Here is a 19,000-nt window from a genome sequence, read left to right on the forward strand (position 1 = left end):
AGCCATGGATACCGTCTTCATCTACATCCTGTTCCTGGGTGCGGGTTTCGCCATCGGCGGCGCGTACTCGCTCTGGAAGGTCAACAAGCTGGCCTCGGGCGTGCTCGTGGCACTCGCGATCCTCGCCGCGGCATCAGGGATCCTGCGGCTGATCTGATGCGTGAACTCCTGCGTACTCGCGGGATCCTGGTTGCTCTGCTCATGGGTGCCACCACGTTCGGTGGGTGGTCGCTGCTGCTGCCGGTCGTCCCGCTGGCCATCGCCGACGGCGGAGGCTCCGACGCCGCCGCGGGCGCCTCGACGGCCGTGTTCATGGCGACGACGGTGGCCACCCAGCTGAAGGTGCCGGCCCTGCTGCGCCGCTACGGTTACCGGGCCGTGCTCGCGATCGGCTGTGTGCTGCTCGGGCCGCCGTCCCTCGCCTTCCTGTGGAGCACGGCGACCGCCCCCGCACTGGTCATCTCCGCGGTCCGCGGCATCGGATTCGGTCTGGTCACCGTCGCCGGGATCGGACTGCTGGCCGAGTTGGCCCCGCGAAAGCTGCTCGGCCGCGTCACCGGCGCGAACGGTGTCGCGATCGCGGCGGCCCAGATGATCGTCCTGCCGCTCGGTCTCGCGCTCTACGAGTCGGGGTCCAGCACGGCGGTCTTCGTACTGGGCGCGCTGATCCCCACGCTGTCGCTCGTGACGATCACGCGGCTACCCGCGGTCGCGAAGCCGGGGCTGCCGACGGGGCGCAAGGGGCTGCCGGTGAAAGTGCTGCTGGTCCCGTGCGTCTCGATGTTCGTCGTCGCAGCCGCATACGGCGGCATGTCCTCGCTGCTCCCGATCGCCACCGAGAGCCGCGCCGCGATCGCCGGATTCGCGCTGTCGGCGGCGGCCGGCGCCATGCTGGTCGGCCGCTACGGGGCGGGTGTGATCGCCGACCGTATCGGTGCGGGACGGACGCTGGTGCCTGCGCTGGTGTCCGCGGCGGCCGGGATGGGTCTGCTGGCGCTCGCGGTGGCGGGCATCGGCGGCGACGTCGTGCTCGTCCTGGGTGCCATGGCCTTCGGCGGCGGATTCGGCGCCGTCCAGAACGAGGCGCTGCTCACGCTGCTCGCGTCGGCCGGCCCCGATCGGGTGGGTGCGGCGAGCGCCGCGTGGAACATCGCGTACGACGGCGGCACGGGCGTCGGCGCGCTCGCACTCGGCGTGGTCGCGGGACTGGCGGGTTACCCGGCGGTGTTCACGTTCGCCTCGATCGCCGCCCTGGCCGTCGCACCCGCCGCCCTGGCGGCGCGGGGGCCCGGCCCGGTCCCCGATAGAGTTTCCCCATGACCGCACGCAAGGTTGCCCTCCTCGATTACGGCTCCGGAAATCTCCACTCGGCGCAGCGCGCCCTCGCCCGCACCGGTGCGCAGATCGAGGTGACCGCCGACCCTCAGGTCGCGCTCGCCGCGGACGGACTCGTCGTGCCCGGCGTCGGCGCCTTCGCCGCGTGCATGGAGGGCCTGCTGGAGGTCAGGGGTGAGCGGATCATCGGGCAGCGCCTGGCCGGCGGACGCCCGGTCCTGGGCATCTGCGTCGGCATGCAGATCCTCTTCGAGCGTGGCGTCGAGTTCGGTGTCGAGGCCGAGGGGTGCGGCGAGTGGCCCGGCACCGTCGAACGCCTCGAGGCCGACGTCCTGCCCCACATGGGCTGGAACACCGTCGAGGCCCCCGAGGACAGTGTCCTGTTCGCCGGAATGGACCCGGAGACCCGGTTCTACTTCGTGCACTCCTACGGTGTGCGCAAGTGGGAGTTGCCGCCGTCGGACATCATCGCGCCGCCGAAGCTGACCTGGGCCGAGCACGGCGACCGCTTCCTCGCGGCCGTCGAGAACGGGCCGCTGTCGGCCACCCAGTTCCACCCCGAGAAGTCCGGCGACGCCGGCGCCCAGCTGCTGGAGAACTGGGTCCGTAGCCTGTGACCCGCGACCCCGACGACGACGCGCGCGGGGACCTGTCGATCGCTCGGCTCGCGCTCGCGACGATGGGAACCGCCGCCACGGTCCTGGTCGTGGTCGCCGCGGTGATCGTGATTCTGGAACCGGGGCCCGTCGTCGGGCTCGTGATCGCGCTCGCGGGGGTGGTCGGGGCCATCGCGGGGATGGGTGCGGTATCGAAACGCATGACCAGGCGCGCCTACGGGGACCGGCGAGGTCACCGTGACGAGCCCGGTGGCGACCCGAAACCCGGACCGGGGCGGTGACCCACTAGGATCGGCGCAGTGAGCCTGGTCCTTTTGCCTGCTGTAGATGTCGCCAACGGTGAAGCTGTTCGCCTCGTTCAGGGAGAGGCGGGGAGCGAGACCAGTTACGGTGCGCCCCGCGAAGCCGCCCTCGCGTGGCAGAACGACGGTGCCGAGTGGGTGCATCTTGTCGACCTCGACGCCGCGTTCGGGCGTGGATCCAACCGTGAGCTGCTGGCCTCCGTCGTCGGCGAGCTCGACGTGAAGGTCGAGCTGTCCGGTGGTATCCGCGACGACGAGTCCCTCGAGGCCGCTCTCGCGACCGGGTGCGCCCGCGTCAACCTGGGTACCGCCGCCGTCGAGAATCCCGACTGGTGCGCTCGCGCCATCGCGAAGCACGGCGAGCGCATCGCCGTCGGCCTCGACGTCAAGCTGATCGACGGCGACTACCGCCTGCGCGGCCGCGGCTGGGTCTCCGACGGCGGCGACCTGTGGGAGGTCCTCGAGCGTCTCAACCGTGACGGCTGCTCGCGCTACGTCGTCACCGACGTCAGCAAGGACGGCACCCTCACCGGCCCCAACCTCGAGCTGCTCAGCGCGGTGTGCGCGGCCACCGACGCGCCGGTCGTCGCCTCCGGCGGCGTCTCGACCATCGCCGACCTCGAGGCCATCGCCGGTCTCGTCGGCCAGGGCGTCGAGGGTTCGATCGTCGGAAAGGCGCTCTACGCCGGACGATTCACGCTCCCCGAGGCGCTGGCCGCGGTCTCGCGCTAGGAACGATCGCCGCGATGAGCCTGCCCCGGGATCCGCTCGAACTGCTCGCGATCGCGAGCGAGGTTCTCGACGGCGTCCGGGACCGGTTCGTCGCGGGGCTCGGCGCGCCGAGTGCGGTTCGCAAGGGCCCCAAGGACTTCGCGACTGCTGTCGACCTCGAACTCGAGAGGTCGGTGTCGGCAGAACTCGAGCGGCGTACCGGCATCGAGGTCCACGGCGAGGAATTCGGCGGTCCCGAACTCTCGAGCGGCGACGTGTGGATCCTCGATCCGATCGACGGCACGTTCAACTACTCGGCGGGCCTGCCCATCGCGGGCATCCTGCTCGCGCTGCTGCGGGACGGCGTTCCTGTGCTGGGGCTGACCTGGTTGCCGCTGACGGGGGAGCGGTTCGCCGCCGCCGAGGGCGGGCCGATGTACCGCAACGGGGTCGCCCTGCCGCCGCTCGAACGCAGCGAACTGTCGTCGGCGATGATCGGCTTCGGAGCGTTCAACCTCGACAGCCGCGGCCGCATCCCGGGCACCTACCGCTTCGACCTGCTCGGTCAGCTGAGCCGCGTCTCGTCCCGGATCCGGATGCACGGATCGACCGGGGCGGATCTCGCCTACACCGCCGCCGGAATCCTCGGCGGCGCCGTGGTGTTCGGACATCACGTGTGGGACAACGCGGCCGGCGTCGCGCTGGTGCGGGCCGCCGGTGGTGTGGTCACGGATCTTCGCGGCGACGACTGGCACGTCGGTTCGCGCTCGGTCCTCGCCGCCGCGCCCGGCGTGCACGGCGAACTGCTCGACATTCTCCACTCTCTGGGCGACCCGGAGGGCAGGCCTGAAGGAGGGCCACCACAATGACTTTGGCTGTTCGCGTGATCCCGTGCCTCGACGTCGACGCGGGTCGCGTCGTCAAGGGCGTCAATTTCGAGAACCTGCGGGATGCAGGTGACCCGGTCGAGCTCGCCGCGACGTACGACGCGCAGGGCGCAGACGAGCTGACCTTCCTGGACGTCACCGCCTCCAGCGGTGACCGCGGCACGATGCTCGACGTCGTCACCCGCACCGCCGAGCAGGTCTTCATCCCGCTCACCGTCGGTGGCGGCGTGCGGACCGTCGAGGACGTCGACCGCCTGCTGCGCGCCGGCGCCGACAAGGTCAGCGTCAACACCGCCGCGATCGCCCGCCCGGAGGTGCTGCGGGAGATGTCGGAGCGGTTCGGTTCGCAGTGCATCGTGCTGTCGGTCGACGCCCGCACCGTTCCGGAGGGGCAGGAGCCCACCCCGTCGGGCTGGGAGGTCACCACGCACGGTGGCAAGCGCGGCACCGGGATCGACGCCGTCGAGTGGGCGATCCGCGGCGCCGAGTTGGGCGTCGGCGAGATCCTGCTCAACTCGATGGACGCCGACGGCACCAAAGCCGGCTTCGACCTGAAGATGATCCGGGCCGTCCGTGCCGCGGTGCACGTGCCGGTCATCGCCAGCGGCGGCGCGGGCGCCGTCGAACACTTCGCGCCCGCCGTCGAGGCAGGCGCCGACGCCGTCCTGGCGGCCAGCGTGTTCCACTTCGGGGACATGACGATCGGGGACGTCAAGGCGTCCATGCGTGCAGAAGGGATCACCGTCCGATGAGCCTCGACCCGTCGATCGCCGCCCGTCTCAAGCGCAACGAGGCCGGGCTGTTCAGTGCCGTCGCGCAGGAGAAGTCCACCGGCGACGTCCTGATGGTCGCGTGGATGGACGACGAGGCACTCGCGCGCACCCTCGAGACCCGCAAGGGCACCTACTACTCGCGCTCGCGTCAGCAGTACTGGGTCAAGGGCGAGACGTCCGGCCACACGCAGTACGTGCACGAGGTGCGCCTCGACTGCGACGGCGACACCGTGCTGCTGATCGTCGACCAGGAGGGTGCCGCGTGCCACACCGGCACGCACACCTGCTTCGACACGGACGTGCTGCTCGCCGCCGAGTCCTGACGACGATCGTCGGAAGGTCATCGTTCGACGACGACGCGGAAGTGTTCGAGCGATCTGTCGGAGGCGTCCGGGATCTCCATGCCGGCGTCCACACCGCTGCGCAGATAGTCGATTACGGCCTGGCCGAGACGTTCACCCGGGACCACCGCGGGAATACCCGGCGGATACGGGGTGATCTGTTCGGCCGCGATGCGTCCGGCGGCGTGGTCGGCGGCGATCATTTCCACGCTGCCGAAGAAGGCGTCGCGTGGCGATTGCACCGACTCGAGTTGCAACTCCTCGGGACTCGGCAGTGCAATCTGTGGCGGCGGATCGAAGGATGCTGCAGCCCGGGTCACGGACCGGAGGGATTCCACGAGTCGGTCGACGGTGGTGTCGTCGTCGGCCGTCGACAACGTCGCCAGAACCCTTCGGTGATCGGTCATGCCGAGATCGACGTGGCAGTGGTCCCGGAGCCAATCTGTGCATTGGTACCCGGACACGCCGAGTGCACTGACGTCGACGAGTATCTGCAATCGGTCCAGATCATGGGAGGCCTGTTCACCGAGCAAGCGGTCGTCGAGCACGGCGAGTCCGCCGATGCCGCCGATTCGCTCACGTTCTTCGCCCGCGAGAGAGAGTGCGCGGCCTAGCAACTCGGTGCCGCGTTCGACCATCTGTCTCCGCCACCCGTCCATCGCCGAGTACAACATCACGTTCGGGCTCGTGGTCATCAGCAGATCCGCACACTGCGACAGGTGCGCGCCGTCGACCAGATCGCCCTGCACGTGATAGACCGACCCCTGCTCGAAGCCGGCGCCCATCTTGTGGATGCTCACCACGCAGACGTCGGCGCCCGCGTCCATGGCCCACGTCGGCAAGTCGTCGTGGAAGGGGAGGTGCGCTCCCCACGCCTCGTCGACGATCAGCGGCTTGCCTCGTTCGTGGCACACGTCGGCGATGGCCCCGATGTCCGCGCAGGTGCCGTACGGGCTGGGGCTCACGATCAATGCGCCGGCCGCATCCGGGTTCTCGTCCCACGAGTCGCGTACCTGGCTCGGGGAGGGCGGATGTGAGAGGTGCTTGTCCTCGTCCCACCGTGGGGTGATCCACCGGGGAGTGACACCACTGAAGATCAACCCCGCGACGATCGACTTGTGCGAGTCGCGCGCCACGAGCAATCCGCCGGGATCGTTTCCCGCGACCGCCATCATCGCTGCCTTGACGGACAGCGAGCTACCGCAGGTGGAGAAGAATGCCTGGTCGGCGCGCACCGCCTCGGCCATCAGTTGCTCGGCGGCGGCCAGATAGCCGTTGGACGACTTCCGGTCGTCGAGACCGCCCGAGGCAAGTACGTCCGAACGGAAAGGATCGGTGCCGAGGGCCTCGAGCACTCGGGCGTCCACACCACGGCCTTGGCGATGCCCGGGCGGCGAGAACCCGTAGCGGTTCAATCGGTGATACTGCTCCAACGCCTCCAACAGGGGTGCCTGTGATTGATCCATGACTTCCGCATACCCCGCGCCGCTCCCGAACAATCTCTTCGTGACGGCAGGTCGGCTCGCGGTCGCCGGCCGTGGCGAGGTTTGTCCCGCCCCGGTTCGGGTAGGTCACTGTCATCACGGAATCCGCTTCGCATTCACGTAGCTGTGCCGGCGAATCGTCTCAGGAGTAGGCATGTACATTCTCGGACTCGTCCTACTGATCGTGGCCGTTGCGATCGGTGTGGCGGGAGTTGTCACGAATACCGGAACCAGCCACATGGTGGGCGGCGAATTCTCCGTCTTCGGAGTGCACATGACCGGCTCGACCGGAGCCTTGTTCCTTGTGGGAATCGTCGTGGGTGCGGCCGGAATGCTGGGACTGAGCATGGTGCTGGCTGCGTCGCGACGCCGCGCGCGTCAGTCGCGCCAGACTCGACGGGAACTCGAACGGACTCAGGCGGCGCTCAACGTGGATCGAGGTGACGCTGCCGCACCGACCCGCGCACAATCTGCGCCCGACACGGCGCCCCGGATGTCGCGAAGCTGGAAACATCCGTTCGGTGGGGCTGCGCGGTCGACACTGTCCCCGTCCCATTGACGATCTTCTCGTACAGGCTTACCGGATCGGCGAAACCTTCTCCGGCGCAGCGCGATAACGGGAGCGGAAGCACCGTGAAGATCGGATACAAGCTGTTCGCGGAGGCGTATTCGCCGACCGAGTTGGTTCGGCAGGCGGTACAGGCCGAAGCTGCAGGTTTCGACTTCGTCGAGATCAGCGACCACTACCACCCGTGGCTGCACGACCAGAACCATTCGGGTTTCGCATGGTCGATTCTCGGTTCGATTGCGGCGAGGACGGCGACCCTGGGTCTCGCCACCGGGGTGACGTGTCCGTTCATCCGATACCACCCGGCGATCATCGCTCAGGCAGCCGCGACGACCGCACTCTTGTCCGGAGGAAGGTTCGTCCTCGGGGTCGGGAGCGGGGAGCGGCTCAACGAACACGTCGTTGCACGGGGGTGGCCGTCGGCATCGACGCGCTCCGAGATGCTGCGCGAATCGATCGAGGTGATCCGTCTGCTGTGGAGCGGCGGTTACCACAGCTACCACGGCAGGCACATCGACCTCGAAGATGCCCGGGTGTTCGATCTGCCCGACCCCCTGCCGCCGATCGTGGTCGCGGCATCGGGAGGACGCTCCGTCGTGATCGCCGCCGAGTCCGGAGATGGGCTCTTCGCGACGGAGGCGGATCCCGAACTGGTGGACGAGTACAGCCGAGCCGGCGGTGCGGGGCCACGTTATGCCGAGGTCTCGCTCGCGTGGGCGCCCACCGACAAGGAGGCGCTGGAATCGGCCCACCGGCTGTTTCGGTTCTCGGCTGCAGGTTGGAAGGTCCAGGCCGAACTGCCGAACCCGATCAACTTCGAGGCTGCGGCATCGGTGGTCCGTGAGTCCGACATCGCCGAGAGCTTCGGATACGGGCCGAATGTCACACGCCACGCTGAACGGGTACGAAAGTACGCCAAGGCGGGATTCGACCATCTCGCGTTGGTCAACGCCGGCCCCGATGTCGACGGGTTTTTCCGCTTCTATGCCGATGAGCTCGCGCCGGCCTTGTCGTCCAGCGCTATCGGTGAGTGACAGCGCGAGACGCGGTTGGTTCGGACCCGGAACAAAGAGCGACAGAGCGTTTTTCGCCGCGGTGAGAAGGGAGAGGTTTCCGATGCCGAAGACGAGTCGTCGTTCAGCGATTGCACATCGAGGGACGCTCCACAATGAGCAAAGACGAACTGGTCGAAGCGATCGAGAAGGAGAATCGACGTCGAAGCGCCGCGGATCGGGGTTGATGGATGCGGCGCCGGCTGACGTCTCCGCCCGGCCCGATCATCCGTCTCCGCCCGGCCCGATCATCGCGTGCGAAGTGAGGTAACGCCGCGAGACCAGGCCCGACTCATGTGCGCGCCGAGATGCTCGTCGAAGACGAGACAGGTCGCGGCGCCGAAGAGAATGTCGTCGCGGTACGAGGGTTGCTGCATGGCGAGCCCACCGGCGAGATCCCGAACCGCGATCTGTTCGTGCACCGAATCGGCCTCGACGTGTTCGTCGAAGAATTGCGTCGCCCCGACGCCGAACCCGAGTCGTCGCAGTCCGGCCGCCAGTCTCTTGCTCGGCAGCGCCGACGTTGTTTCGACGGCACACAGGTGACCCACGAGTGCGCCGAGGCGGGCGCGATGGATGCCGAAATACGACAACGCATTCAGAGACGCCAGCGTGAGCGCGGGAACAGCGTCGACATAGTGGGCGTAGTGCGCCGACAGGCCGAGCGCACCCATGGTCCGGGCGAACAGTCGAGAGTGCATTCGATCGAACCGCCCGCCGCCGTACTCGTCGGACTGGATCTCGACCAGCGCCGCCTTCGGTGGTCCCTGGAGTCGCGGGATCCCACACGTATGGAGGTCGGCCTCCCGCAGTTGGTTGAGGGACCGGTGAACGACGAACTCGCGAAACTGTTCGATGTCTGCATCCGCCGCCATGAATCCCGCCAGGCCGGGGTCCGTCGTCGGCGCCGTCATCTCCCACAGCGCCGACACCACGTCGTCTCCGAATTCGGATCGCGCAGCGAGCGTGATCGATTCGGCTTGGGCGCGTAGCGCGGCATCGAACGGAACCTCGAGACTTCGCCGCAGGCCGAGCAGCTGCGCGTTCCATTCCCACGAATCGTCGACGCCCGCGATGCCGGCAAGATGCAGTTCGTACAGCATCGTGAGCGCCAGTTGGGCGTCGTCGTCGAGCAGCATCTCCGCAGCCTCGCCCCGGTATCGATCATCGACGGAAGGGGGCGGCAGATCGTCGGGGGAGCGCTCGGCGCGCAGGACGTCGACGACGCCGGCGCTCAACGGACCCCGCGGCTCGGGCATGGGCATGGGTTCGAACTTGTGCTCGGCGACGACATCCACCTAATCGCTCCCTTCGTTCTTCGGCGGTCCGATGTCAATCCGGCGATCGGTGCGCCTACGGCGTTTGTGCGTTCCGTCGCAGAACGGGGGGCGGGCTGTCCGTCCACACCGGCACAGTGCACAGATCCTCGGTCGTGAGGAGATCTGCCGGCCTGCGCCATCGACTACGGCGACGGATCCCCGCACGAGCAGTGGTCCGTCGGGGCACACCGAGATCGTGACATCCTCATCGGCGCTGGTCATTTCACAGCCCTGAGGACCACGATGTCTTCGTGGTCCTCGTTTCCGAGTAGGCCCCGCTCGCGAAGCATGGCAGCTCTCGCGGTAAGTACCGGACCGAACGGGATACTGGCGGCGGCAACGACGTCGACGTCGAGACCTTGTTGTTCGAGAAGCGAGCGGGTGGCATCGATTCCGCAGAGTGTGGACTGGACGAGCAGCAGAACACCTCCGGATGCAAGGAGTTCCGGGACGTCCCTGCAGATCCGGTCGATGTATGCGCGGCCGTCTCGCCCGGCATCCCAGCATCTCGCCAAGCCCCTGGTCGGCAGGTGTTCTTCGGCAGTCGGCACGTACGGGGGATTGGTGACGACGACGTCGAATTGGCTTCCGTGCAGTGGTCGAACGAGATCTCCGTGCACCACCCGTACGCGGACACCGTTCAGCGCCGCGTTCAATCGTGTGTTCAGCAGGGAGCGGCGGTCGACGTCGACCGCGGTGATCCGGGCCGTGCCCGCGAGTCCGGCGGACACGGACAGGAGACCGGTACCGGCACCCACGTCCAAGACGCGGGTCCGGTGCTCGATCGGTTCGCATACAAGTGTGCGCGCCAAGAGGAAACTGTCCGCTTGGGGCGGATAAACCCCAGGTAGCCGCACCAATCGATGCGGGCGCCGCGGACGTCCGGTGAGTTCACCGGATCGGCGCGTGGGCCGGGCCGTCGTCCACCGCATCGGATGCTACTTGTCCTGGTGGGCTCGCTGTCGTGCTTCCTGAGCCGACGCCTTGCCGCGTGCCTTCTCTGCCTCGGCCTCCTTCGCTGCCGCTTCGCGCTGTGCCGAACCCTTCGCCTGCTGGGCCTTCCCCTCGCGGACCATGTCGTCCTGACCGGTCACTGCGCCGGCAGCCTCTTTGGTCTTGCCTTTGACGCCTTCGACGACGCCCTTGACCGCCTCCGCGGGTCCTGACTTCTTCTTGTCTGTCATGATCATCGATTCCCTTCGTCCGACAACGACTTCGTAGCGCTACCCGAATGGAGCATCCGGCAAACATCGCCAATGCGCTCGACCCCTCAGTGGCCGACCTGGTCGGAAAGCGAGGCGTTGTCGTCAGACCCAGAGTGGCGACGGCGAGGCCAACGAGTGCGGACGACGTTTGCTACCAGCCGTTCGGGGTACGCATTCGAGAGTAGTGCCGAGTGGAGGAGCTCCCGTGAAAGCTGTGACCTGGCAAGGAAGACGACACGTCAGTGTCGACACGGTCCCGGATCCTGCGATCAGAGAGTCGACCGATGCGATCGTAGAAGTGACGACCACGAATATCTGCGGCTCCGATCTCCACCTGTACGAGTTGCTCGGGCCGTTCATGAATCCCGGCGACATCCTCGGGCACGAGCCCCTCGGTGTCGTCAGAGAAGTCGGTCGCGAAGTCGGGGATCTCTCGGTGGGTGACCGGGTGGTCATACCGTTCCAGATCTCGTGTGGGCATTGTTTCATGTGCGAAAGTGGCCTTCAAACCCAGTGCGAGACAACGCAGGTGAGGTCCGAGGGAACGGGAGCAGCCCTGTTCGGCTACTCCAAACTCTACGGAAGCGTACCTGGCGGGCAGGCCCAGTACCTGCGGGTCCCTCAGGCACAGTACACCCACATCAAAGTTCCGGAGGGGCCCCCGGATGACCGCTTCGTCTACCTGTCCGATGTGCTGCCCACTGCCTGGCAGGCGGTAGCGTATGCGGGCGTTCACGGCGGTCAGTCGTTGACCGTGTTCGGCCTCGGTCCCATCGGCGACATGGCGGCTCGTATCGCCACGCAGCGAGGGGTGCGGGTCATCGGGGTCGACTTGGTTCCCGAACGCCTTGCGCGACTGCGGGATCGTGGTATCGAGGTACTCGACCTACGCGAACACGATGACATCGGTGCAACCGTCAGGGACCTGACCGACGGCCGGGGTTCCGATGCCGTGATCGACGCGGTGGGCATGGAAGCGCACGGGTCGGCCGGCGCGAAGCTTGTGCAACAGGCGGCTTCGTACATGCCCGATGTGGTTGCTGCGCCACTGTTCACCCATGCCGGTATCGACAGGCTCGCCGCATTGAACGCGGCGATCGACGTCGTCCGCCGGGGCGGGACGATCTCGATCGTCGGCGTCTACGGGGGTGCCCTCGACCCGCTGCCGATGTTCGAGATCTTCGACAAGCAGATCCAGATTCGGATGGGGCAAGCGAATGTCAAGCGTTGGGTGGACGACATCCTCCCGCTCCTGATCGATGGCGATCCGCTCGGTGTCGAAACGTTCGCCACCCATCGCCTTCCGTTGAGCGACGCTCCGCACGCGTACGAGATCTTCCAGAAGAAGGAAGACGGCGCAGTGAAGATCCTCCTGCAGCCCTGACGTCCGCCACAGTGCCGTCCTCGATCGGTCATTCATCGGCGATGCAGTGCGCGAGCATGTCCAGCGCGTGTCCCGCGGTCGTCTCGACCACGTCGTCCGGGTGGCCGGCGAATGTCTTCATCTGCGTGGTCACGGTGCCCCGGTCGTACAGACCGAACCACACTGTTCCGGGATCCTGGCCATCGTGCGCCCCCGGTCCGGCGGCGCCCGTCACTGCGATCACCGTGTCGGCGCCCAACAGGCGGGCGGTGCTGGCGGCCATCGTCGCCGCGCTGTCCGCCGAGACGACGGGACCCGGCGGGACCTGTAACAACTGATGTTTGACCTCGCGGGAATACGCGACGATGCTGCCGCGGAACCAAGCGGAGGAATTCGGCGCCGCTCCCAGTAGGCATGAGATGCGGCCGCCGGTCAGAGATTCTGCGGTGGCGACCTGTCGCCCGGACGAAGCAGCGAGGTCGGCCACTTTCTCGGCCAGCGAGGACGGCGTGTCATCGTCTGGGGCACTGGTCATTGTTCGGTTATACCTCCCCGGTGTCCGTCGGCTTCCGGCATCGTCCACGCCCGCATCGCTTCCTCCCTGGCTGCGGTGATCCTCTGGGATCATCACTGCAACAGCAGCTTTGGTGGTGATTGCTGCGGTGGCCCTGGCCGCGCTCGCCATATGACGGGTGCATCAGCCTGGTCGGCGGAACCGTCACTCCGATCCGCCGGTCACCTTGTCCAGGAGTTGGTGGGCGACGGCACGCAACTTGACGTTCGACTCTTGAGAGGTGCGGACCAATCGGTCGAACGCGTCCTGTGAGGAAACGCCGTGAAGCGCCATGACGACACCGATCGCGTGGTCGATGTCGGCCCGTGAGGTGAGCGCTGCCTGAAGGTTTCGAATGGAACGCACTGCCCGCCGGTGTCGCTCCGCCTGCAGCAATGCCGTCACCGCCGCTGTCGTGAAGACCTCGAGGATCGATTCGTCCAGCGACTGGAAGCCCTGGGGATCGTTGCTGTAGAGATTGAACGAACCATGGGTCTCGTCGGAGAGCACCAGCGGAAGTGCTATGAAGCTCTTGATGCCGATTCGGGCTGCGGGTTCCACCAGTTCCGGCCAGGCGGCGCGGACTTGTTCCATGTCCGCTATCACGGGCCGGCCCTCTCGGGCAGCGGCCAGGCACGGTCCTCGGTCGCCCGAGTACTGGACCGCATCGACATCCCGAACGTGCGGATGGTTTGCCGCGACGGTTTCGGCGGTGCCGTCGGTCAGGAGCATGATGCCTGCCAGATCGGCATCCGGAACGATCCGCACAACGCTGTCGACGAGGTGTTGGAGTACCACCACGAGGTCGTCGTACTCGTCCAGAACGTCGGACAACTCCTGCAGGGCGGCGTTGAGGTCGTCGAAGCGCTCATCCAACGAGTCGATCTCGTCGGTGTTCATTCCAGCCTCACTTCAGAGCACGGCCGTGGGATCAGGACATCTGGCCAATCGGATCGCAGCCCACTGCGGATTCGACCGTCGGATGGCACGCGATGAGTTGACCGGCCCCGGTAGCCGCGAGGGCACGGTCGACTCCCCTTGTGGCAGTGACGAGTTTGAATTCGAAGCCGTGGTCGCGAGCACGTTCCTTCGCTTCGACGAGTGCGGATGTGGCATCGATACTGACGAAGTCGATCCGCGACAGGTCGAGCACGATAAGGTCGCCGTCGGTGAAGCCGTCGGCGGTGACTTCCTCGAGCACCGCGTTGTAGGTGTGGCGGAAGCGGTCGATGGAGTTCATGTCCAAGCTGGCGCTGAACTCGATGACGGCCACGGCAGGGGGTGAAGTCCACGCTGGCCGCTCGCAATCGGTCCCTGGGGCGTCCGATCGAACTGAGGTGTTTGCGGGGATAGCAGAATCAGGCACACCGTGCCTCCGTCCCGTACGAACGAATGTCCCGGGGAACGCGCCGGCTCGATCCCGCGCCGGTGGCCAGAAGATTCGTCTCTGGTGTAACTCGAGGCTGTCTGCTCAACCCACTTCGATCTCCTATTCGACCGTACCCCTTCTGCCGGTGAAACGGTGGACGGGTTTCCGGGAAGGAGGAATGGGTAGTCCGTCGGCGGACGGTTCTTCTGCAGAGCCGTACCGCGGATCTGGCCGGGATCGTGGAGCGAAAGGATCTATCTCTCCGCCTGCTCGCGAAGCTTGGCGAGTGTGCCCGACAGGATGCGTGAGACATGCATTTGGGAGATTCCGATCCGCTCGGCGATCTGCGACTGTGTCTGGTTACCGAAGAAGCGCAGCAAGAGCACGGTCCGTTCCCGGTCGGGCAGGTCTTCGAGCAGGACTCGCAGCACCTCGCTGTTCTCGACGTCGGCGAGATCGCTGTCGAGGTCTCCCAGTACGTCGGCGAGGGTCAGTCCGGTTTCGGTTCCCGCTGCCTCGGCGTCCACGGAGAGGGTTCGATAGCCGCTCGCGGCCTGCAGGCCCTGGACGACGTCCTCCTCGCTGACGCCCAGTTCGGCGGCCAATTCGCGTGTGGTCGGTGAGCGCCCCAGCCGCTGCGACAGGCTCGATGCGACCTTGGCGATGTCCAGGTGCAGTTCCTTCAACCGTCGCGGCACACGAACTGCCCAGCCGGCATCCCGGAAGTGGCGGCGCACTTCGCCCATGATCGTCGGTACCGCGAACGCGAGAAAGTCCGATCCGCGATGGACGTCGAAGCGATCCACCGCATTGACGAGGCCGAGACTGGCTACCTGTAGGAGGTCGTCGAACGGCTCGCCGCGTCGGTCGAAGCGGCGCGCGATGTGCTCCGCGAGCGGTAGGCAGCGGGTGATGATGTCACGGCGCAGATCCAGGCGGATCGGATCGTCCGGGTCGAGTGAACTCAACGACACGAACATCGGTTTCACATCGCTGTACTCATCGGGCCGGTCGGCGACGTGTCGGCTCACGTCATGTCACCGCCACGCAAGGAGAAGGAGATCGTCACCGTGGACGAGTTGCCGTCACCGTTGCCGAGGTGTCGGTGCAACTCGAGTTCGTCGGTGAGCGTCCGCAGAACGTGCCACCCGAATCGACGCTCGTACGGCCAGTCGACGTCCGACCTCGTGGTCGAGACGCCGGCGGAGAACCGGAACTCGTCGGGAGAAAGCCTAAAGCAGCAGACGATCTCGGTTCCCGAGAGTGCGATTCGCACGAGGGTACTGCAGGCCTCGTCCACGGCGAGGCGCAGATCGGCAATCTGATCGAGATTCATGTTGCACTGTCCGGCGAGGGCTGCAGACACCCCGCGGATCGGGCCCAGCTGTGAGGCTTCAGCTGGGGTACGCAGTTCGATTACCGGTCCAAAATTCTCGGACTCTCTCCTGCTCGCGCAACTCTGAGTCATGATCCCTCGCTCGAAAGCGATCCGGCCGCGGCCTTGATGGGTGGCTCGACGGCTCCGACCATTCAGAAGTTCCCGCGCCAGACGATTCCAAACGTGTGTTCGGGGTTCTGTCACGGTTCATCGACCGACACTGCCCGCCGAGCGCGCGAGATGATGCCTCGTGACCGACTCGTAGATCCGTTCGGTTTCGTCGGCTATGCGATCCCACGAGTAGCGTTGCACGGCTCGATCTCGCCCGGCATGACCGAACTCCTCACGCCGCACCGGTTCACCCAGGAGTCCGTGCAACGCCCGCGCGAGCGCGTCGGAATTGCGCGGCGGAACGTGGATTCCGGTGATGCTGTCGACGACCGTGTCGGTGAGCCCACCCACTGCGCTCGCCACGACCGGCTTCGAACAAGCCATCGCTTCGAGCGGAACGATCCCGAACGGCTCGTACCACGGTGAGCAGACGACCACATCGGTCGACCGCAGCAGTTCGGGCATGAGGGTTCTCGGTATCGGTCCCGGCATCGCCAGTCGGTCGGCCACGCCCAGATCGACTGCCAGCGCGAGCAACCTCTGTCCCTCGACGTCGTCGGCGACGTCGCCGTCCGCGGGCCCCCCGGCGATCACGAGCTCGGCATACGGGAGCTTCGGCAGCGAGCGGATCGCAACGTCGAATCCTTTGCGGGGGACCAGCCGCCCGATGCTCGTGAGCCGCAGGCGATCGCTGCGCGGAGCACGGGGACCGTCCGGTCGGAACTCCTCGACGTCGACGCCTGACGGCACGACGGTGATGTGCGAGCGCGGGACCCCCATGCGAACCAGTTCGAAGACCTCGTCCGAGCATGTCGCGGCTACCGCGTCCACGCTCTGTCCCAGTTTGCACTCCAAGGGGATTCGCTCCGGTGGGCTCGTATCCGCAGCGCCCTGATAGCGCCTCTTGACGATGCCCAGCGCGTGGAAGGTGTGGACGACCGGGAGATTGCAGGTCCGGCTCGCGAGGCTGGCGGTCAGTCCGGACGTCCAGAAGTGCGAGTGGACGACGTCGAAGTCGTACCGGGAGAAATGGTCCCGCAGACCACACGCGAACTCCTGCATGTGAGGGAGAAGCTCGTCCTTCGGGACCTTTTCCGGTGGTCCGGCCGGCACGTGGACCAGGTCGTACCCGTCCGGCGCCCGGACCACGTCCGGTGCCGCCTCGCTGTCCCGACGCGTGAAGACGACGACTTCGTGGCCATGCCCGACCAGCGCGGCGGACAGCGCCGCCACGTGGACGTTCTGTCCGCCGGAGTCCACCCCGCCCATGGCGGCGAGCGGATTGGCGTGACAGGAGACCATCGCGATCTTCATCGGCTAGTACCTCCGTCACGAGTCTTCCCGTCATTCATCGGCCAGGAGCGGACCGAGCGGACCGAGATCGATGTTCAGGTCCTCGGGGGTGAGTCCGAAGTGCTCGCGTAACTCCTCCATTTTCTCCTCGAGCCGCATCAGCGTGGTCCCGATCCGCTCGATCTGGGCATCGGACAGGTCGCCGACATCGACCCGGCGCAGGGCCTGTCGCTCCATCAGTTGACGCAGCAGCTCGACCAGCGTGAGCACCAATGCGACGAGACCACGTTCGACGGACTCGGGATCCGAATCGATTCGCTGCCGTAACGACGGCGCCCGTCCCGGGGCCGGATCGACCTCCGGCGTGTCCCTGTCGTCGGGATCCTTCACTGGCCTCGGTCCAGCGTCTGCTCGGGCGGCGGCATCAGCGCGCTGACCGACGACACCAGCGTTCGCAGCGATATGTGGACCATGTCCACGTCCGCGATGGACAGGGTGATCTCGCCGGCCACCACGACACCGCCGCCGAGGACACGATCGAGCAGGTCCACCAGCGCGATCCGGCGATCTGGATATGCAGCGACGCTCATTTCGTTCTCGATTCGTCGGCGGTGAACGAGTACGGCGGCCACGGACCGGTGATGACCGTCTCGGCACCCTCGATGCGGTCGTTGATCGCCTCGACGGCGGAGGTGAACTCGCGGGTGCGACGGTTGTCGACCAGATAGGACGCGTTGAGAATCTCCCAGGACTGTTCGGGGGCCAGACCGGGGGCCGACGGGCGTTGTCGAACGGCGGCGACTGCGACGCGCTCCAGTTCCGAATAGATTTCGTCGGCAATCGCCGCAGCGGCGGATTCCGCGTCCTCCCGAGCAGCGGCCTGCGCTCGTCTGCGCATGAGATACGCGGTCCCCGAGGTTGGTCCGCTCTCGTCCGAGGCGGGAACCTTCTCGGCGAGCCTGTCACGGTGTCCGTAGGATCGCACACCCCATTCCGTCCGGTCCGCGATTCTGTCCAGCGCCGCTTCGAGTTCATCCACCCTCTCGCGCAACATGGCTCGCACACGTTCGTCGTCGTAGTACACCGTGGCGAGACGAAGGGGTATGGTCGCGCCCCCTGCGCAGATGGCGGCAACGACCGCGTCGTGACGGCGTGCGGTATCCGAGAGCCAATCGAGATCCTCGAGGTTGCGGTGCAGCGCGGCCTCCCCGAATTCGTCGAGAGCGACCGACCCGACGACGGCCGCCAAACCCGAGTCGGCCACGGTGCGCAACGATTCGCCCGCTACACCCCGGATGCCGGAGATGCCGCCCGGGAAGGAACCGTCGGACGTGACCGCATAGACCCACACGCCCTCATTCCCGGTCACGACGGTGCTCCTGGTCCTCCGGCTGGTCGGCCTCGACCGATTGCCGGCCGGGAGCGGCGAGATCCCCGGCGGTGCGGTTCCCCGCCTCCAGTGCGGCGATGCGGTCACGCAGGCGGCGGTTCTCCAGTTCGAGGTCGTTGCTACCTCCGGTGAGCCAGGGATCGTGCTCCCACCAGTCGATTCCGACCTCGCGCGCGGTCTCCAACGAGGCGATGACCAAGCGGAGCTTGATGGTCAGAAGTTCGATATCGAGAAGGTTGACGCGAATGTCGCCGGCGATGACGATGCCCTTGTCCAGGACGCGTTCGAGGATGTCCGCCAGATTCGCCGGTTCGTGTCCGGCGCCACCGAGACCCTGACCGTACGGTTGCGGGTAGCCGGCTCCGCCTCCAGCCCGCGTCACCGCTCCGCGCCCCTCGGCGACCGGCCACGCGTGTACTGCTGAATCCGCTTGTAGGAAAGCAGCATTCCGTCCAAGTCCATGTCCACGGCGTAGATCGCCAGGACGTCGGACGACGACGGAATCCTGCGATCCTCGACGACCTCTACCTCGACGGACCATCCTTCGTCGCTGGGCGCGACGGATACGGCCCCGACGGGCGGACACCCGGTGAGCTCGGCGATCTGACGGGATGCTTCCGCGGCGGCCTGCGGTGCGGTCAGATCGGGACTCGCACCGGCGTCGTTCGGCATTTCATCTGGATCTCGTGGACCGGACATTCCTCACTCCGTTCCGCCGCTTGTCTCACGCCCCGTCATTCGGGCAACCACTTGCTCCTCGGCGCGCGCGGCCTCTTCCTCGGAGATCTGCCCCGACGCGCGAGCATTGTCGATGTCGTCGAGCTGGCGTCGCAGGGCGGCTGGGCTGTAGAGCTCCTCCTCCACCTGTCGGCGAACTATGTCTCCGAGCCACACCACGCCGCGCACAGGCGCCAGGGGGAGTCCGAGGACGGCAGAGAAGATTCCCATG

At 66.7% G+C, this 19,000-nt stretch carries 27 protein-coding genes and 1 pseudogene; 11 read left to right on the forward strand and 17 right to left on the reverse strand.

Annotated elements, in window-relative coordinates; translation table 11 throughout:
- Positions 1-4: 4 nt before the first annotated feature.
- From EGT67_RS25085 to hisI, 8 genes are read left to right on the forward strand one after another with little or no spacing between them, the layout of a single operon-like run.
- Positions 5-157 carry a hypothetical protein gene (locus EGT67_RS25085; RefSeq protein WP_164877562.1) on the forward strand — a complete coding sequence of 51 codons (153 nt, stop codon included), beginning with the start codon at positions 5-7 and terminating at the stop codon, positions 155-157.
- The gene (locus tag EGT67_RS13385) at positions 157-1,320 is read left to right on the forward strand and encodes an MFS transporter (protein ID WP_127916557.1); all 1,164 of its coding nucleotides are present in this window, start codon (positions 157-159) and stop codon (positions 1,318-1,320) included. Before EGT67_RS25085 ends, EGT67_RS13385 begins: the two co-directional genes overlap by 1 nt.
- Entirely contained in the window at positions 1,317-1,952 is a 636-nt protein-coding gene (gene hisH, locus EGT67_RS13390; RefSeq protein ID WP_127916558.1) for an imidazole glycerol phosphate synthase subunit HisH, read from the forward strand. The genes EGT67_RS13385 and hisH overlap by 4 nt, the downstream gene beginning before the upstream one ends.
- The gene (locus tag EGT67_RS13395; protein WP_421958128.1) at positions 1,949-2,233 is read left to right on the forward strand and encodes a hypothetical protein; all 285 of its coding nucleotides are present in this window, start codon (positions 1,949-1,951) and stop codon (positions 2,231-2,233) included. Before hisH ends, EGT67_RS13395 begins: the two co-directional genes overlap by 4 nt.
- A gap of 18 nt (positions 2,234-2,251) precedes the next feature.
- Positions 2,252-2,986: a bifunctional 1-(5-phosphoribosyl)-5-((5-phosphoribosylamino)methylideneamino)imidazole-4-carboxamide isomerase/phosphoribosylanthranilate isomerase PriA gene (priA, locus tag EGT67_RS13400; RefSeq protein WP_127916559.1), complete on the forward strand. Its 735-nt coding sequence runs from the start codon at positions 2,252-2,254 to the stop codon at positions 2,984-2,986.
- A gap of 14 nt (positions 2,987-3,000) precedes the next feature.
- Positions 3,001-3,834: an inositol monophosphatase family protein gene (locus EGT67_RS13405; protein WP_127916560.1), complete on the forward strand. Its 834-nt coding sequence runs from the start codon at positions 3,001-3,003 to the stop codon at positions 3,832-3,834.
- Complete coding sequence (hisF, locus tag EGT67_RS13410) at positions 3,831-4,604, forward strand: imidazole glycerol phosphate synthase subunit HisF (RefSeq protein WP_127916561.1); 774 nt, start codon at positions 3,831-3,833, stop codon at positions 4,602-4,604. Before EGT67_RS13405 ends, hisF begins: the two co-directional genes overlap by 4 nt.
- Complete coding sequence (gene hisI, locus EGT67_RS13415) at positions 4,601-4,948, forward strand: phosphoribosyl-AMP cyclohydrolase (RefSeq protein ID WP_127916562.1); 348 nt, start codon at positions 4,601-4,603, stop codon at positions 4,946-4,948. Before hisF ends, hisI begins: the two co-directional genes overlap by 4 nt.
- Before the next feature lie 17 nt (positions 4,949-4,965).
- Here the strand turns inward: hisI and EGT67_RS13420 are convergent, their stop codons facing one another.
- Positions 4,966-6,432, reverse strand: coding sequence for an aminotransferase class I/II-fold pyridoxal phosphate-dependent enzyme (locus tag EGT67_RS13420; RefSeq protein WP_127916563.1), 1,467 nt, complete (start codon positions 6,430-6,432; stop codon positions 4,966-4,968).
- A 651-nt stretch (positions 6,433-7,083) separates the two neighbouring features.
- Here EGT67_RS13420 and EGT67_RS13430 point away from each other — a divergent pair.
- Positions 7,084-8,052 carry a TIGR03557 family F420-dependent LLM class oxidoreductase gene (locus tag EGT67_RS13430; protein ID WP_127916565.1) on the forward strand — a complete coding sequence of 323 codons (969 nt, stop codon included), beginning with the start codon at positions 7,084-7,086 and terminating at the stop codon, positions 8,050-8,052.
- 98 nt (positions 8,053-8,150) lie between these two features.
- Positions 8,151-8,258 (forward strand): annotated as a pseudogene (locus EGT67_RS25315) (ChaB family protein); the annotation flags it as partial.
- Positions 8,259-8,318: 60 nt separating this feature from the next.
- Here the strand turns inward: EGT67_RS25315 and EGT67_RS13440 are convergent.
- The 4 genes from EGT67_RS13440 to mbp1 form a co-directional block, all read right to left on the reverse strand.
- The gene (locus EGT67_RS13440; protein WP_127916687.1) at positions 8,319-9,335 is read right to left on the reverse strand and encodes an iron-containing redox enzyme family protein; all 1,017 of its coding nucleotides are present in this window, start codon (positions 9,333-9,335) and stop codon (positions 8,319-8,321) included.
- A 33-nt stretch (positions 9,336-9,368) separates the two neighbouring features.
- On the reverse strand, positions 9,369-9,611 hold the full coding sequence (locus EGT67_RS13445; RefSeq protein ID WP_127916566.1) for a CDGSH iron-sulfur domain-containing protein: 243 nt from the start codon (positions 9,609-9,611) through the stop codon (positions 9,369-9,371).
- Complete coding sequence (locus EGT67_RS13450) at positions 9,608-10,249, reverse strand: HemK2/MTQ2 family protein methyltransferase (RefSeq protein WP_421958129.1); 642 nt, start codon at positions 10,247-10,249, stop codon at positions 9,608-9,610. Before EGT67_RS13450 ends, EGT67_RS13445 begins: the two co-directional genes overlap by 4 nt.
- Before the next feature lie 78 nt (positions 10,250-10,327).
- Complete coding sequence (gene mbp1 / locus EGT67_RS13455) at positions 10,328-10,573, reverse strand: microaggregate-binding protein 1 (protein ID WP_127916568.1); 246 nt, start codon at positions 10,571-10,573, stop codon at positions 10,328-10,330.
- 226 nt (positions 10,574-10,799) lie between these two features.
- On the opposite strand from mbp1, the gene EGT67_RS13460 reads away from it, so the two are divergent.
- Positions 10,800-11,978, forward strand: coding sequence for a zinc-dependent alcohol dehydrogenase (locus tag EGT67_RS13460; protein ID WP_127916569.1), 1,179 nt, complete (start codon positions 10,800-10,802; stop codon positions 11,976-11,978).
- Between the two features lie 28 nt (positions 11,979-12,006).
- On the opposite strand, the gene EGT67_RS13465 is transcribed toward EGT67_RS13460, so the two are convergent.
- From EGT67_RS13465 to EGT67_RS13520, 12 genes are all read right to left on the reverse strand, one after another.
- Entirely contained in the window at positions 12,007-12,492 is a 486-nt protein-coding gene (locus tag EGT67_RS13465) for a CinA family protein (RefSeq protein ID WP_127916570.1), read from the reverse strand.
- Positions 12,493-12,675: 183 nt separating this feature from the next.
- Positions 12,676-13,410: a GAF and ANTAR domain-containing protein gene (locus tag EGT67_RS13470; protein ID WP_127916571.1), complete on the reverse strand. Its 735-nt coding sequence runs from the start codon at positions 13,408-13,410 to the stop codon at positions 12,676-12,678.
- A gap of 31 nt (positions 13,411-13,441) precedes the next feature.
- Positions 13,442-13,783, reverse strand: coding sequence for an STAS domain-containing protein (locus tag EGT67_RS13475; RefSeq protein WP_127916572.1), 342 nt, complete (start codon positions 13,781-13,783; stop codon positions 13,442-13,444).
- A gap of 350 nt (positions 13,784-14,133) precedes the next feature.
- On the reverse strand, positions 14,134-14,910 hold the full coding sequence (locus EGT67_RS13480) for a SigB/SigF/SigG family RNA polymerase sigma factor (RefSeq protein WP_127916573.1): 777 nt from the start codon (positions 14,908-14,910) through the stop codon (positions 14,134-14,136).
- The gene (locus EGT67_RS13485) at positions 14,907-15,347 is read right to left on the reverse strand and encodes an ATP-binding protein (RefSeq protein ID WP_127916574.1); all 441 of its coding nucleotides are present in this window, start codon (positions 15,345-15,347) and stop codon (positions 14,907-14,909) included. Before EGT67_RS13485 ends, EGT67_RS13480 begins: the two co-directional genes overlap by 4 nt.
- A gap of 117 nt (positions 15,348-15,464) precedes the next feature.
- Positions 15,465-16,682, reverse strand: a complete 1,218-nt coding sequence (locus EGT67_RS13490) for a glycosyltransferase (RefSeq protein WP_127916575.1) — start codon at positions 16,680-16,682, stop codon at positions 15,465-15,467.
- A gap of 30 nt (positions 16,683-16,712) precedes the next feature.
- Positions 16,713-16,976: a gas vesicle protein K gene (locus EGT67_RS13495; RefSeq protein WP_127916688.1), complete on the reverse strand. Its 264-nt coding sequence runs from the start codon at positions 16,974-16,976 to the stop codon at positions 16,713-16,715.
- A 71-nt stretch (positions 16,977-17,047) separates the two neighbouring features.
- Entirely contained in the window at positions 17,048-17,251 is a 204-nt protein-coding gene (gene gvpJ / locus EGT67_RS13500) for a gas vesicle protein GvpJ (RefSeq protein ID WP_127916576.1), read from the reverse strand.
- The gene (locus EGT67_RS13505; RefSeq protein WP_127916577.1) at positions 17,248-18,030 is read right to left on the reverse strand and encodes a GvpL/GvpF family gas vesicle protein; all 783 of its coding nucleotides are present in this window, start codon (positions 18,028-18,030) and stop codon (positions 17,248-17,250) included. Before EGT67_RS13505 ends, gvpJ begins: the two co-directional genes overlap by 4 nt.
- Positions 18,017-18,433: a gas vesicle protein gene (locus EGT67_RS13510; RefSeq protein ID WP_127916578.1), complete on the reverse strand. Its 417-nt coding sequence runs from the start codon at positions 18,431-18,433 to the stop codon at positions 18,017-18,019. The genes EGT67_RS13505 and EGT67_RS13510 overlap by 14 nt, the downstream gene beginning before the upstream one ends.
- Complete coding sequence (locus EGT67_RS13515) at positions 18,430-18,750, reverse strand: gas vesicle protein GvpO (protein WP_127916579.1); 321 nt, start codon at positions 18,748-18,750, stop codon at positions 18,430-18,432. The genes EGT67_RS13510 and EGT67_RS13515 overlap by 4 nt, the downstream gene beginning before the upstream one ends.
- Before the next feature lie 3 nt (positions 18,751-18,753).
- Positions 18,754-18,999 (reverse strand): gas vesicle protein GvpG, encoded by a 246-nt coding sequence (locus tag EGT67_RS13520; protein WP_127916580.1) that lies wholly within the window; start codon positions 18,997-18,999, stop codon positions 18,754-18,756.
- Position 19,000 lies beyond the last annotated feature (1 nt).

It is taken from the genome of Prescottella agglutinans, assembly GCF_004011865.1.
Classification (GTDB): Bacteria; Actinomycetota; Actinomycetes; order Mycobacteriales; family Mycobacteriaceae; genus Prescottella; species Prescottella agglutinans.